Here is a 14,132-nt window from a genome sequence, read left to right on the forward strand (position 1 = left end):
TTAAGCCATCTTGTTACCTTGCCGCCTGTTGTCACAGGCGGCAACGGCTTTTCTACATTAAGGTGCAATTTTGTGAAGTAACTGCTCGGTTGGTCTTCCTATCGCCACAATGGTTTCATCAAAAATGACCGCATTCTTATCCAGTATCGCTTGATAGCTCGCTTGCTCAGCAGCCGAAAGCACTTGTCCCCGTTGAGTTTTTTCCACCAACTCAAGGCCCAGTTCCGCTAACGCTATGGTTGCCTCTGCGAGCGCCACACTCTCACGCGAGGCGATATTGGCAGCAAAAATCCCACGAGATTGACGCGCCGCGGCTTTCACCACCTGATAATGCTCAGAAAGCTGCTCAAGCACCTGCTTGCTTTGCGGACTTTGCGCATTGCCATTTGGCTGATAGCCGCGCACCAACGCTTCCATGTCATACACCGCGTAGCTTTCTACCACTAAGGCATCGGCGAACCGATTTAAGCGTTCATATTGATTGTACAAATCCCCTTTGTTTGGCGTAGAAATCCATTTTTCCCAGTGCCTTGCATAATATTGCGCAGGCTCCGTGTATTTAGCTAACGTGATGAGCGGTGCAACATCTGCCCCATTGGCTAAACGCTGAAGCATCATTCGAGCATCCGCATGATGACGCAAGCCAAGAGATATTTCCGACCAACTATCCAACGCACGCATTCGACGGTACATACTGGCTTCATCAGTGAGAGATTCACTTGACCAAAGCCGTTCAGCAATCGCATAGCTGCGTGGCCATAAGCGCTGTTCTATGGTTATCGAATCGAGATTTTCGCCCCAAATGGTCACTTCACCGCCGAGGATCAATGGCTCCTCTTCTTTGGTCAGTTGAGCAGGGTAACCGCCATTGGGTTGCGGAATGCTCGTCACTTCTCCCTCGCTAGAGGCCACCAAACTGCCAGTTGCCGGCCAACGCACATTACCAATACGCTGATAGCTGCCTTCTTTTAGTTGGTCACCAGCGAACTGATAGTTGAACTCGGTGTAGGACATGAAGTTGTCAAAATGGCCGCGGAACTTCACACCGGGCACGAATTCCAACACATGTACTTCTTCACGCGATTTACCGTTGTAATCGGTAAACGCACGCACTTTGCCGTCTACACCCTCAATGATGGTGAGATTCCCTTTGCGCGGGCCTCCTTTGTTACGAGGCTTCACCCAATCGTAGGTGACAAATTTTTCCCTTTGGTGCAATTGATCATCGACGGTGATCCCCTTCGGCATCGGGTCATTACGATAGTGGTAGCTGGTGGGTTGAGGTTGGTCGAGATAATAGCCCGTCGACAAAATACCTTGATAGCCCTCTTTGGCCGCTCGGCCAATACTGTCATGCCCTTGCCAACTCTGAATCACCACCGATTTCGGCAAGTCTTTGTGCCAAATTTCATCCCAACCTGTGATTTTTTTACCACGCTGGTTCAACATCTGCTCGACTCGGCTATTTAGGTACGATTGCAGCCCTCGTTCGCCATCCAATTGATGCTGCTTGATAAACGCTTGGATTTTCGGGTTGTCACGCCACTGTTGATAGTTCGGCTCATCCCCGCCGATGTGAAAGTACTCATCCGGGAAGAGCGCCACCACTTCATCGAACACGCTTGCCAACATGGTATAGAGTTCTGGATTGGTCGGGTCCATCAAAGGTTCAAACACCCCCCAACCACGCTGCTGAGGGTAAGACTGTTCACCCAGGCCAGACATCAGCTCTGGATAAGCATGAGCGACCGCCGACGCGTGGCCAGGCAGCGAGATTTCAGGGATGACACGAATACCGAGATTACGCGCATATTCGACCACTTGGCGAATTTCATCTTTACTGTAGAAATCACCATCCGCGGTGGCTTGCCACAAGCGAGGGTAGTTTTCCAACTGAATACGAATGCCTTGGTCATCCCAGATATGCCAATGGAAAACGTTCATTTTCGCTGAGGCCATGGCATCTAACTGACGCAAAATCACCGGCAGTTCGATGTAGTGACGCGCGGTATCGTACGACACCCCTCGCCATTTAAAGCGCGGCGCATCAGAGATAGTGAGGGCGGGAACGAAGTAGCCATTAGCATCCGTCGAAACCAGTTGCAGTAAGGTTTCTAAGCCATGAAACGCGCCATAAGGCTCAGTGGCTGAGAGCAAAATCTTGCCATTTGCGACCTTCAACTGATAGGACTCATCACTGTTGATATTTTGCACCGCACTGCTTGGGGCGCGTTGGATATCAATCACCAGCGTGGCTTCTTGTTCAGATTTCGCCTGCCAGTTCAGCATCGGCAAGCCAGTTTGTCGATAGAGTCTCTCCATGGTGCGCTTAACATTAAACGCCACGCGGGGTGAATCGTAACCTTTGATATAAATACTGAACGCTTTGTCCAGCGTCACCTTGCCTTTGCTTAACTCAACGCTTTGCGGGTAAGGCATTAAAACTAAATCGGTATTGGGAGCCATAGCCATGGTTGTCGGTGCCATAAAAATGCCTGAAATCAGTAGAGCCAGTGTAGCTTTGTTCATCTTGAGGTTCCTGTGCTAACACGATGAGTTTCAGAGCAAGATCACTGAAACTCATCGAACAGAGATTAGAAGTGGGAGATTACAGCTCGCGCGCCGCTTGACGATTTGCCAACGATTCGTCTCGAGCCAGCTCACCTTTGTCGGAGAGTTCCATTTCCATCAAAGCGCGTTCATCGTCTAAGATGGCGCGAGCCATTTCGGCAGAAACTTGGTTAGCCGGTGTTAGTAGGCTCACCACTACTCCAGCCCCTAAGGCCACCATACAAGATGGAATGACAGGGTTGCCCCAAAATGTGGTTAGGCTCGGACTCATCATTACAGCCACTGAAGCTGCAGAAGCACCCGCCAGTGTTGCTAAAGCCCCTTGCCAATTATAACGGCGCCAAAACCGCCCCAACATACCGCAGACAAACATGCCAGACATGACTGTAGAAATCATTTTGGTGATGTAGCCAATGATGTCATTTGAGGTGAGCGCAAACAGCAGAGCGAAACCAATCACCACCACCAACGCCAGGCGCGAATAGTTGAGCATTGACTCTTTATTTGGCACTCGGCCCGTGAACATCACATACACATCGCGTAGCAGGATGGACACGCCCGCAATGGCATCAGAGCTGGCACTCGACATGGTGGCCGAAAGGCCTGCGATAAGCACAATCATCCCGACACCAACAGGTAGAACCGTGGCAGCTACGTAAGGGAATGCGTAGTTTGAGTTGGCCAATTCTGGGTTAATCGCGTGTGCTGCCATACCGATAATGGCTGGGATAATTGAGAAGAAAAGATAAAGCACACCGGAGCCAACAAACGAACGACGGATGGTTGAAACGTCTTTGCCCGAGTAGATACGCTGACGAAACGACGGCGTTGCTAACACGCCCACACCAATCACCACAGACAATGAAATCGCCGGGAGTAAACCAAGTTTGTCGATGGCTAAAAAGCTGACTGCGGCAGGATCCATCGCACTGTAGAGATTATCTAAGCCACCAATGTGCTGCACAGACAAGACCGCCATGAGAATGAAGCCAACAAACAAGATCACGGCTTGAATGGTATCGGTCCAAACAACAGCGGTGTAACCGCCGATCACCACGTAAATAGTAAACGCCGCCGCAATCACGATTTTCGCGGTGCTGAGGTCAATGTCAGCAATCCATGCGAGGTACATGCCACCGCCAAGAATGTGCGCGCCAAGCCAACCAATCGATGCAATGAAAATCAACAAGCCGACCACATTTTTGACGATGCGGTTTGCACCAACGTAATAGGCAAGCTCTTCACTCATGGTCATAAAATTAAGTTTACGAACAGGGGCAAACCAAAGAGCCAAAAGCAATATGCCGACTGCGCCGCCAATGCCATAGAGCGCTCCCGCCCAACCGTTGGCATAACCAAATCCTACCGCCCCCATACTGGAACCCGTTCCTACCATGGTGGCGACTGTGGTGCCTAATACGAGAAATAATGGCAATCCTCGCCCACCTAATAAAAAATCTTCTCCTGATTTTTGATTACGTGAAACAAACCAGCCGAGCCAAATAAGGAAAAGCACATATATTCCAAATCCGGTTAAAAAAAGTGTGCTATTCATGGAACACCTCTCAGGTAATTTAAGTCCATCTTTCAGATAAAATATCCCCGACCTTCCATTTCGGCAGGCATGATTATTTTTATTTCAGGGAGTGAAGGTGCCGAATAAGAATAACAGGGAGAGTTCAAATTCGGCACCGTGTGAGTTTGTCTTTGTGACGATTAACTCAAATAAGTGCGTTGATATTTATTAGCGACGGTCAGCTCGATAACACGTGACGTCGACTTCCACTTTCACATCCACCACGAGGTCACACACCATGCAAATACGCGCAGGTGGATGCTCGCCAAAAAACTCTTTAAACACTTTATTGAACGACTGAAAATAGCGTGCATCGGTCAACACAACCTTAACGTGCACCACATCTTCTAGCGTATAGCCTGCCTCGCTCATGATGTCGACACAGTTTTGAATCGCGAGGCGAGATTGATCAACAATGCCACCTTCAACCACTTCACCATCAATCATCGGCGTTTGGCCAGAGACGTAAAGGAAACCACCCGCTTCGGTAGCTCGCGCAAAAGGTAAATGCTGACCACCTGTACCCACGCCACCTTCTACGCCATATCGTTTAATTGACATTATTTTTCTCCATTACTTTTCTTACTTAATTTCATCAATTTATTATTTACCAAATAACTTTATTTGAATTAAAATGTTATTTATTTCGATAAATAAAAACACCGTTTCTGTGTTTTGAAACCTGACCATTAAAATAAGCCAGTATTCCATTCACGAATACCCGTTCAATACCTTGCGCTAACGAAATAGGATTTTCAAAAGTAGCGGTATCTTTCACTGTTCTCGGATTAAATAAAACCAAGTCAGCAAATGCACCTTGTTTGATCACTCCTCGTTCATTGAGGTTATAGCGTTGAGCGGACATTCCCGTCATTTTGTGAATTGCTTCTTGCAGGGAAAAAAGTTTTTCTTCTCGGCAATAGTGCCCAAGCACTTTCGGGAAAGTGCCCCACAAGCGCGGGTGTGGATGAGGATCGTTCGGCAATCCGTCCGAGCCCACCATGGTTAAGCGGTATTTTAAAACTCGCTTAACATCGTTTTCGTCCATGCAGTGATACACCGCTCCAGCCGGTTGCAACGCTTTGGCTGCTTCCATGAGGGGTAACCCCATCTCCTTGGCGATCTGCTTCAGCATCTTACCGGCAAAGTGTGGCTGGCTTTTCGACCAAGTAATAAAAATATCGATCTCTTCTGTCACTTGGTTCAGATCTAAAGTGGAAGAGCTGGCTGAATAAGGGTAACAATCGCAAGAGACATCCTGATGTTGAGCGGCTTTTTCCATCAGATCCACCACTTCAACAGTGCGCCCCCAGTTGCCCGCGCCCGCGCATTTGAGATGGGATATCACCACTGGCACCTTAGCAAACTGGCCCGTTTCAAAGGCTTCCTCCATCGCGCTGAGTATTTCTTCAAACTCGGTCCGCATGTGGGTGGTATAAATGCCGTTATATTGACCAAGCACTTGCGCTAAACGCATCACTTCATCAGCCGTCGCTTGCTTAGCACTGGCATAAGCCAAACCTGAACTGAGCCCCAATGCCCCCTGTTCCATTGCTAAAGCGAGCGCTTGTCGCATCTGCTCGATTTCCTCATCGGATGCCGTGCGCAGCAAATCATCCATAACATTATTGCGCAGCGTCGTGTGGCCAACCAACGCCGCCACATTCACGGCAGGTTGCGCTTGTGTCACCGCCTCAGCGTAATGGGAAAACGTCGGATACTTAAAATCGGCTTGTTCACCAAGCAAGTTCATCGGGTCAGGCGGATCACCCGCCAAAATCGTCGGGCTGGCACTGATGCCACAGTTACCCACAATCACCGTCGTCACGCCTTGGCTGATCTTGGCCAAACACTCTGGATAACGAATCACATTGGTATCGTCATGTGTATGAACATCGATAAACCCCGGCGCGAGCGCCAAGCCCTGGGCATCAATCACACAAGCCGCAGACGCATTTTGACTATCACCAATTTGAGCAATGCGCTGCCCTTGAATGGCGACATCAGACACAAATGGCATACCACCGGTGCCATCATAAATTTCTACATTTCGAATTATGGTATCGAACACGTTACGTCTCTCTACTGCTCAACTCTTTAACCTGATGCCATAGTAAATCTTGGTAAAAATTAATCAGTGACAAAACACACAAATAATCACGAAAAGTTTGATAGTTTCTACCACAAGATCTATTTTAGAAACAAACAAACTCAAAATATCAACCACTTAAAACATGTTAGAAGTAGATAGCCATGAAAAAAACACATGAAAATCATGATAGAAACTATCATAACTTTGTAATTCAACACCCTGCTGCAGGTGAAAAAAGCCAAGTAATTCAACCTCAAGCATGCCATTTATCTTTGGATGAAGTGAGCCTGCCGAGTGCTGTGATTCACGCGTCTGCACTCAACAATAACCTTAAGTGGATGCAACAGTTTGCCAATCACCACCAAGTGAAACTGGCCCCACACGGCAAAACCTCCATGACACCCGATTTCTTCCGTCAACAGCTCGAACATGGCGCGTGGGGCATCACCGTTGCCACTGCCGCACAAGCAGAAATCGCCGCCATGGCCGGTGCGAAAAACATCATCATCGCCAATCAACTGGTGGGCAAAGCCAACATGGCCATTATTGGTCGACTCATTGAAGATCCTGAGATCCAGCTGTACTGCTGCGTAGATTCTTCGCGTAACATTCGCGCCCTTTCGCACTTTTTTGCCCAGCGCCAGCAAACACTGCATCTTTTCATTGAATTGGGTGTGGATGGCGGCCGTTGCGGTTGTCGAAGCGAAGCGCAAGTGTTTTCACTCGCTAATGAAATCCACTCACTGCCCCACTTAGCGTTGGCGGGCATCGAAGTGTACGAAGGGGTGATTCATGGCGACAATGCCGAGGCTGAGATCCGCCATTTCTTGCAGGGTGCAATCTCTTTAACTCGTGAGCTAAACCGCGCTCAATTGATCGCATCACAACCAATCATCACTGGTGCGGGCTCAGCTTGGTATGACGTAGTGGCGGAGCAATTTAGCGGCCTTAGCGATCTCACCCCCGTCATTCGCCCTGGCTGCTACGCCATCCATGACACGGGGATCTACCAAACTGCGCAGCAACAAGTGATGCAAAGAGCCCGACAGAATCAGGGAGTAGCATGCGATCTTGGTGGGGATTTACTCTCTGCGCTTGAGTTATGGGCACATGTTATTTCTCGTCCAGAGCCAACGCGTCTTGTGGTTGGCATGGGTAAGCGCGATGTCGCATTTGATGCTGGCCTACCCACGTTAGAACACGCGTTTCGAGACGGTCAACCGCTGCCAATACCTGCTGGCGTGACGTCAACCGCGATCATGGATCAACATACGTTTGTTGAAATCCCAGCGGAGTGCGAACTCGATGTCGGCGATATTCTGGTTTTCTCCACCTCTCACCCTTGCCTCACCATAGACAAATGGCGTGCGTTGGCGATTCGTGATGATCACTACCAAGTAAGCCACTGGGTAGAAACCCGATTCTGATGAAATTGTGCGATGTGAAAGCAGCAACTTAGAACAAATTACGCTATTCTTGCGACCGCAGTTTTGCTGCGGTCATTGACAACGTAGGACAATCCCTTGAGTTTAGAAGTCGACATTATTTCTCAAATCACCGAACGTTTTAGCGCACTACGCGAAGCAGAAAAGAAAGTCGCCAAATTGGTGACGGATGACATTGAAACCGCTGCCAACGCCAGCATCACCGAGCTGGCACAAAGTGCAGACGTCAGTGAAGCTACCATCACGCGCTTTGCCAAAGCAATAGGCTGCAAAAATGTTCGTGAAATGAAGATCAAACTGGCTCAGTCGCTGACGGTTGGACAGCGTTTTATCCTTGAGCCGCCCGATCAAAGTGGCTACCAAGTGATTTACGAATCCATCAAACAATCACTCGATATCAACCGAGCTTTGATCAATGAACAAGACATTGATCAAGCCGTTGATTGGCTCTATGGTGCAAGACAAATCATCAGTGTCGGCATGGGTGGCGGTTCTACGATTGCTTCTCAGGAACTGCAACATCGCCTGTTTCGTTTGGGCTTTGCCATTGTTGCCTACCACGATGGTTTGATGACGCGCATGGTCGCCGCCACCGCTGATGCCAATGACGTCATGGTGCTTATCTCCGCGACCGGCTATACACCAGTGATCGTCGAGACAGCGCAACTAGCGCGTGATTACGGTCTAAAAATCATTGCGATTACACCAAAAGGCACGCCATTGGCTGAACAAGCGAACGTGGTTTTACCGATAGAGCATCACGAAACAGATTTTATCTACAAGCCTTCTGCCTCGCGTTACGCCATGCTGGCGCTTGTCGATGTGCTTTCTATGGCTCTAGCGGTGAAAAATAAACGTCGCTCACGTGACAAACTGCGCCGCTTAAAAGTGGCATTAGACTCGCATCGCGGCGGCGGTGATAGGCAGCCTTTAGGTGATTAGGCAAAGCCAGCAAATCCGATAGAGCGACATTCCGTGTCGCTCGATTCCTATTACTCCTGCGAGCTCAATCCCGTTTCTCACCTTAAAAATCACATCAATTCAAAACCTTACTATACTCACAACGGCAAATGCATTTAATTCATCACTTGATGAATATTTGCAGAATTAAGTTGCTAGAGCAGCCACCACACCCAGCGTTACACTGTTGATTGATTAACCACTGCCGCCACAGTTAGGATGACCACATGCGAAACAGACTGATCTGCGTTTGGGCGCTTCTTGCCCTCACCGCTTGCACGACCGAATCCACCCCTCAAGCACTAGGCACCCTCGAGCGTGACCGCGTCACCTTTACCGCGACCGCCAATGAGATCATTCGCGAGCTTCCCATCAAAGAAGGTCAGATGGTTTCGCAAGGCGATGTACTGGTTAAGCTCGATAGCAAAAATCAACAAGCCGTCTTAGCCCGCGCCCTCGCCGAACAGAGCAAAGCGCAAGCCTATCTACTCAAGCTTACTAACGGTGAACGACCAGAGGACATCGCTTCAGCACAAGCTCGTGTGGCCCGTGCCGAAGCGCAGTTGATCGATGCGCAGAAAACCTTCAAACGTAAAGCGGAGCTGGTGGCGAAAAAACTCATCAGTCAGTCTGAAAAAGACACCGCACTCGCGCAGCGAGATTCGGCAAGAGCAGAACTGGATTCCGCCAACGAAGAGTTCAGCAAACTGACCGCTGGCTCACGGCCAGAAGACATTGAGCAAGCCAAGGCGCAACTGGCCGCCGCCCAGGCCGATGTGGTCTTACAGCAGCAGAAACTCGACGAACTCACCATCGTCGCGACCCGAGATGGCATTCTCGATAATCTGCCTTATAACCTAGGGGAACGAGTGCCCGTCAGCGGCATTGTGGCGGTCATTCAAGCCAATCGCATACCTTATGCGCGCGTCTATGTGCCGGCAACTTATCGAGTGAACTTCGTGCCCGGTAAGCCAGTGACTGTCCATGTCGATGGTGTGAGCGATCCTCTGCAAGGAACGGTACGTTGGGTGGCGAACGAAGCCTCTTTCACCCCCTATTACGCCCTCACCGAAGAAGAGCGTTCACGCTTGATGTATTTAGCGGAAGTGGATCTTACCGAAGCTGCGCGCGCCCTCCCTTCCGGTGTGCCAACTCAGGTCGATCTCAACGGAGAGTAATCCATGGTTGAATACGCAATTCAGGCGCAAAACGTTGTGAAAAAGTTTGGTGATTTCACCGCCATCGACAACATCACACTCAACGTACCCAAAGGCAGCATCTACGGTTTTCTTGGCCCAAATGGTTGTGGAAAATCAACCACCATCCGCGTTCTCACCGGGCTACTCAGCCCAAGCGAAGGCAACGTTGATGTGCTCGGTTTGGAGATTCCTAAACAGTCGGAAGCACTTCGCTTGAAGATCGGCTACATGACACAAAAGTTCTCTCTTTACGATGACCTCACCGTAGAGGAAAACTTACAGTTCATTGGCCAGATTTTTGGTATGGACAAGAAAACCCTAACTCAGAGAGTCAATGAGCAGCTCGCCACTTATGGCTTGGATCAACGCCGCAAGCAACGGGTTTCAGGCATGAGTGGCGGCCAAAAGCAGCGCCTTTCTCTGGCCGCGGCGACCATGCATAAACCCGAGCTGCTGTTTCTTGACGAACCCACCTCGGCGGTTGACCCCGAAAATCGCCGAGAGTTTTGGGAACAATTGTTCGATCTTTGCGACCAAGGAACCACCATATTGGTGACCACACACTACATGGATGAAGCCGAACGCTGCCACCGACTTGCGATTATGGAAGCAGGATTGATTTGTGCAGATGGCGCCCCTGAAGAGCTGATGGCGCAAATGGGCGTCAACATTGTTGAAGTTAAAGCGGAGAACTTACGCGCCCTAAAAGAACAGTTATTGCCTTTGGCAGAAGTACGTTCTGCAGCGCAATTGGGCATTCGCTTACGCGTCTTGATCGATCAACGCGTGGCTGACCCAATTGCGTGGCTAAGAGCCACTTTTCCTCGCTTACAACACGCGGAAATGAACCTTGCCAGACCAAGTTTGGAAGATGTGTTTGTGTCCGTAACAGGAGAAGGCCGCCAATGAATGCGATCTATCGAATGAAAGCGATTATGGTCAAAGAATTTCGCCAACTCTCGCGCGATCGCATTACCTTTGGCATGGTGGTGATGATCCCTCTGATCCAACTGCTGTTGTTTGGCTATGCGATTAATACCGATATTCGCGATATTCCTGTCGCGGTGGTGGATCAAAGCGAAAGTACTGCAGGTCGTATTCTGACCGAGTCAGTCAAAGTCACCCAGGTGGTCAGTGTGACTCAACGCTACGCCACTGCGGAAGAAGCCGAGCAAGCAATTCAAGATGGCATCGTACGTGCGGCGTTAATTTTGCCGAATGATTTAACGCAACGCATGGCGCAAGGCCGGCCGTTGGGTCAATGGATTGTCGACGGTTCCGATACCATGATCAGCGCAGCGATTCTTGGCTTACAAACGATGCCGCTGACGGATTTTGATTTTCAGATCCGCCCAAAACCGACACCAACCTTTGAAGTGGCGCTCTACTACAATCCAAGCCGCCGCTCAGCAGTGAACATTGTTCCCGGGCTGCTTGGGGTCATTCTCACCATGACGATGATTTTGTTCACCAGCGCCGCCATTGTGCGTGAGCGAGAACGCGGAAACTTGGAACTGCTGATCACAACACCGGTTCGTTCATTTGAATTAATGGTGGCAAAAATCGTCCCTTACATTTTTGTCGGTTTGATTCAGGTGTTCATCATCTTAGGGCTTGGACACATTATTTTTGGCGTCCCTATCAATGGTTCCGTTGCGCAAATATTGTTGGGTACCTTGTTGTTTATTGCCGCCAGCCTCACCTTGGGATTGGTGATTTCCACCATCGCCAAGACACAGTTGCAAGCCATGCAAATGACGGTTTTCATCTTGCTGCCTTCCATCCTACTTTCGGGTTTTATGTTCCCCTACGAGGGGATGCCCGTGGCGGCCCAATGGATTGCAGAAGTGCTCCCCGCCACCCACTTCATGCGCATGATTCGCGGCATTGTCTTGCGAGGCGCAGATTTATTCGACCTGTGGCGCGATACTTTATGGATGATTGGCTTTACCCTGCTTGGGCTGATCATAGCCTCAACTCGCTTCAAGAAATCGTTGGATTAATACGCGACATGGTGTTCAATTGTCACGAGGGGCACTCGTTCCCCTCGTTCTAACGATCGCGACAAACAACAAGGATTACCATGAAAATTGCAATGATTGGCTTAGGGGATATTGCGCAGAAAGCGTATTTGCCCGTGATCACTCAAATGTCGGATATTGAGCTTGTGCTCTGCACTCGCGATGGCGCGCTGCTTGAACAATTGGCCAAACAGTACCGGATTGCGGAATATTGTAGCGATTACCGTCAGCTCACCAAAATGGGCATTGATGCGGTGATGATTCACGCGGCCACCAGTGTACACGCTGACATTGCAGGCTACTTTCTCAAACAAGGAATCCCAACTTTTGTTGACAAGCCACTGGCAGACAACGCTCACGATGTTGAAGCCCTCTATGACATCGCTCATCAGCACGGCCAGCCCCTGTATGTCGGGTTTAACCGTCGCCATATTCCTCTCTTCAATCAAACCATCCCTGAACTCGACAGCACCAATACTGTAGGTCAGGGATTTGAGGCACTGCGTTCGCTACGTTGGGAAAAACATCGCCTCGATCTTCCAGGTGAGCTTCGTACTTTTCTGTTTGATGATTTCATCCACCCTCTCGATAGCGTGAATCTCAATCGCCAAGCCGATCTGCAAGAGGTTTATCTGACCTACCAAATGGCGGGCACTCAACTCGCGCGAGTGGATGTGCAATGGCAAGCTGGAGAAACCTTGTTGCACGCATCGATGAACCGTCAGTTTGGTATCACCACAGAACGTGTGGCGGCCAGCTATCAAAATCGCGCCGTTGAATTTGATTCATTTTGTGAAGGCCACCTTTGGCAGCAGGGCCAGCAAACTAAGTTGGCGTTAAAGGATTGGACACCAATGCTCACCAGTAAAGGCTTTACACCGATGCTCAGAGATTGGGTCAAGGTGGTAGAATGTGGTCAACTGGCCAGTGAGATTGTGGAGCGGAATATCGCTAGCCATCAATTGGCAGAGGCGATCTACCAAAAGATCGCCAAAGCGTTGTAAAACGGCCCATTCGATCTCACCATGATTGAAACTGGCGCGTACAACAGTTTGTGGTCGAACATTCACATGTTCCCCGAAGAGAGCGTTCAAGCGCATCTTGATTTGCAAGGCCAGAAAATGATGCCGATTCACAACAGCACCTTTGATTTGGCGATGCACGATTGGCATGAACCGATGGAAAAAGCGCGGCAGTTCAGCGAAGAAAAAGGCGTGACGATGATCAGCCCAGAGATTGGTCAGCGCCTTGTGCTTAATGAAGAATCACCACTCAAACCGTGGTGGTTAAAAGATAACGGCTAAAGCCACACTTAGAGGATGCAGGCACGACGCCAAAGTGGTTGCATCACACTTTAACCTGCAAACAAAGCGTGAGCTGGGAGTGCTAGGCGTACCAAATCTCTATGAAACGCCTTGTATACCATTATTTTTCAGCAACTTTTTCAAATAAGCCTAATACATCAAAAGGCTTTGAAAAAAAGTCATTAGACAAAATAAACGCTTTGGATTCTGGGTCTAGCGATTCAAAGTTAACTTTTTGAGAATGGTCTACACTAAACGCCAATTTTTCAGTCGATTTTATGAGACTGATTGTTATTTCTCTAGAAGAGTTGTTTTTCACATAAAGCAGTACATAGGCCAAATTTTTCTTTTGCTCTAACGTGCATTTTTCCATCGCTAAATGATTAACATACGGCAATATTGATAAGAAAGAATCAGGTTTATCTTTTAAGTATGAAATAGTTCTTTCACTTGGCTTATTTTCTAACGCTAGTTTTCTACAATTCTCAATTCGTTCACCTAAATTTGAAATTGATACATTCAAGTCAGAATACATTTTATCTTCTATATCCGCTTTTGCAAAAAACGGCAAAAATATCAATAAAAAAACCCAAAAACAAAACAATTTCTCATAGTTTACATCCCACTCAGAAATAGCTTTCCAAAATCTGTATTGCTTCCTATCAGAAGTGTGAATTACAGCCTGATATGTTGCTATATCATATATTTGCTTTAACTTAATCGTTTTAAGTTCACGGTTGGATTTTTTATTTAATCTTATACATCAAGGTTTTAAACACAGATATTCTCCTGATATAAACTTTAAATAAATTTCAATCAAACACATTGAATATAAAAGTACTACATTGCTCTCTAATTAATATATTTCATTAATGAAAAGTATATATTCAAGATMTCACATCAAAACGACACCTACGAATAGCTGGAACACCTTTCCATTTAATATATCCTCCATGAATTTTGA

11 protein-coding genes and 1 pseudogene are annotated in these 14,132 nt (G+C 48.4%); 7 read left to right on the top strand and 5 right to left on the bottom strand.

Annotated elements, in window-relative coordinates; translation table 11 throughout:
- Nucleotides 1-57: 57 nt before the first annotated feature.
- The 4 genes from CIK04_RS22655 to CIK04_RS22670 all read right to left on the bottom strand — a co-directional run bounded on the left by CIK04_RS22655 (nucleotide 58) and on the right by CIK04_RS22670 (nucleotide 6,167).
- Complete coding sequence (locus tag CIK04_RS22655) at nucleotides 58-2,529, bottom strand: family 20 glycosylhydrolase (RefSeq protein WP_097352180.1); 2,472 nt, start codon at nucleotides 2,527-2,529, stop codon at nucleotides 58-60.
- A 79-nt stretch (nucleotides 2,530-2,608) separates the two neighbouring features.
- On the bottom strand, nucleotides 2,609-4,126 hold the full coding sequence (locus tag CIK04_RS22660) for a sodium:solute symporter family protein (protein ID WP_038964529.1): 1,518 nt from the start codon (nucleotides 4,124-4,126) through the stop codon (nucleotides 2,609-2,611).
- A 189-nt stretch (nucleotides 4,127-4,315) separates the two neighbouring features.
- Complete coding sequence (locus tag CIK04_RS22665; protein WP_011081536.1) at nucleotides 4,316-4,708, bottom strand: RidA family protein; 393 nt, start codon at nucleotides 4,706-4,708, stop codon at nucleotides 4,316-4,318.
- 76 nt (nucleotides 4,709-4,784) lie between these two features.
- Nucleotides 4,785-6,167: an amidohydrolase family protein gene (locus CIK04_RS22670; RefSeq protein WP_232708609.1), complete on the bottom strand. Its 1,383-nt coding sequence runs from the start codon at nucleotides 6,165-6,167 to the stop codon at nucleotides 4,785-4,787.
- Between the two features lie 233 nt (nucleotides 6,168-6,400).
- Between CIK04_RS22670 and CIK04_RS22675 the strand changes: the two genes are divergently transcribed.
- From CIK04_RS22675 to CIK04_RS22705, 7 genes and pseudogenes are all read left to right on the top strand, one after another.
- Nucleotides 6,401-7,666 (top strand): amino acid deaminase, encoded by a 1,266-nt coding sequence (locus tag CIK04_RS22675; protein WP_097352182.1) that lies wholly within the window; start codon nucleotides 6,401-6,403, stop codon nucleotides 7,664-7,666.
- A gap of 96 nt (nucleotides 7,667-7,762) precedes the next feature.
- Nucleotides 7,763-8,626, top strand: a complete 864-nt coding sequence (locus tag CIK04_RS22680; protein ID WP_017419591.1) for a MurR/RpiR family transcriptional regulator — start codon at nucleotides 7,763-7,765, stop codon at nucleotides 8,624-8,626.
- A 245-nt stretch (nucleotides 8,627-8,871) separates the two neighbouring features.
- A complete protein-coding gene (locus CIK04_RS22685) occupies nucleotides 8,872-9,822 on the top strand; it encodes an HlyD family secretion protein (protein ID WP_038963968.1) in 951 nt (316 codons plus the stop codon).
- Nucleotides 9,823-9,825: 3 nt separating this feature from the next.
- Nucleotides 9,826-10,752 (top strand): ABC transporter ATP-binding protein, encoded by a 927-nt coding sequence (locus CIK04_RS22690; RefSeq protein WP_097352183.1) that lies wholly within the window; start codon nucleotides 9,826-9,828, stop codon nucleotides 10,750-10,752.
- A complete protein-coding gene (locus CIK04_RS22695) occupies nucleotides 10,749-11,846 on the top strand; it encodes an ABC transporter permease (RefSeq protein ID WP_097352184.1) in 1,098 nt (365 codons plus the stop codon). Before CIK04_RS22690 ends, CIK04_RS22695 begins: the two co-directional genes overlap by 4 nt.
- Before the next feature lie 80 nt (nucleotides 11,847-11,926).
- On the top strand, nucleotides 11,927-12,868 hold the full coding sequence (locus CIK04_RS22700; protein WP_097352185.1) for a Gfo/Idh/MocA family protein: 942 nt from the start codon (nucleotides 11,927-11,929) through the stop codon (nucleotides 12,866-12,868).
- A gap of 3 nt (nucleotides 12,869-12,871) precedes the next feature.
- Nucleotides 12,872-13,168 (top strand): annotated as a pseudogene (locus CIK04_RS22705) (MBL fold metallo-hydrolase); the annotation flags it as partial.
- A 121-nt stretch (nucleotides 13,169-13,289) separates the two neighbouring features.
- Here the strand turns inward: CIK04_RS22705 and CIK04_RS22710 are convergent.
- Nucleotides 13,290-13,748, bottom strand: coding sequence for a hypothetical protein (locus CIK04_RS22710; protein ID WP_325205739.1), 459 nt, complete (start codon nucleotides 13,746-13,748; stop codon nucleotides 13,290-13,292).
- Nucleotides 13,749-14,132 lie beyond the last annotated feature (384 nt).

It is taken from the genome of Vibrio sp. 03_296 (genome assembly GCF_002265885.1).

Bases quoted from the DNA above. Each gene is read 5' to 3' on its own strand.
- CIK04_RS22660 (WP_038964529.1), bottom strand. From the start codon at position 4,126: ATGAATAGCACACTTTTTTTAACCGGATTTGGAATATATGTGCTTTTC.
- CIK04_RS22655 (WP_097352180.1), bottom strand. From the start codon at position 2,529: ATGAACAAAGCTACACTGGCTCTACTGATTTCAGGCATTTTTATGGCA.
- CIK04_RS22675 (WP_097352182.1), top strand. From the start codon at position 6,401: ATGAAAAAAACACATGAAAATCATGATAGAAACTATCATAACTTTGTA.
- CIK04_RS22670 (WP_232708609.1), bottom strand. From the start codon at position 6,167: ATGCCATTTGTGTCTGATGTCGCCATTCAAGGGCAGCGCATTGCTCAA.
- CIK04_RS22695 (WP_097352184.1), top strand. From the start codon at position 10,749: ATGAATGCGATCTATCGAATGAAAGCGATTATGGTCAAAGAATTTCGC.
- CIK04_RS22700 (WP_097352185.1), top strand. From the start codon at position 11,927: ATGAAAATTGCAATGATTGGCTTAGGGGATATTGCGCAGAAAGCGTAT.
- CIK04_RS22685 (WP_038963968.1), top strand. From the start codon at position 8,872: ATGCGAAACAGACTGATCTGCGTTTGGGCGCTTCTTGCCCTCACCGCT.
- CIK04_RS22690 (WP_097352183.1), top strand. From the start codon at position 9,826: ATGGTTGAATACGCAATTCAGGCGCAAAACGTTGTGAAAAAGTTTGGT.
- CIK04_RS22665 (WP_011081536.1), bottom strand. From the start codon at position 4,708: ATGTCAATTAAACGATATGGCGTAGAAGGTGGCGTGGGTACAGGTGGT.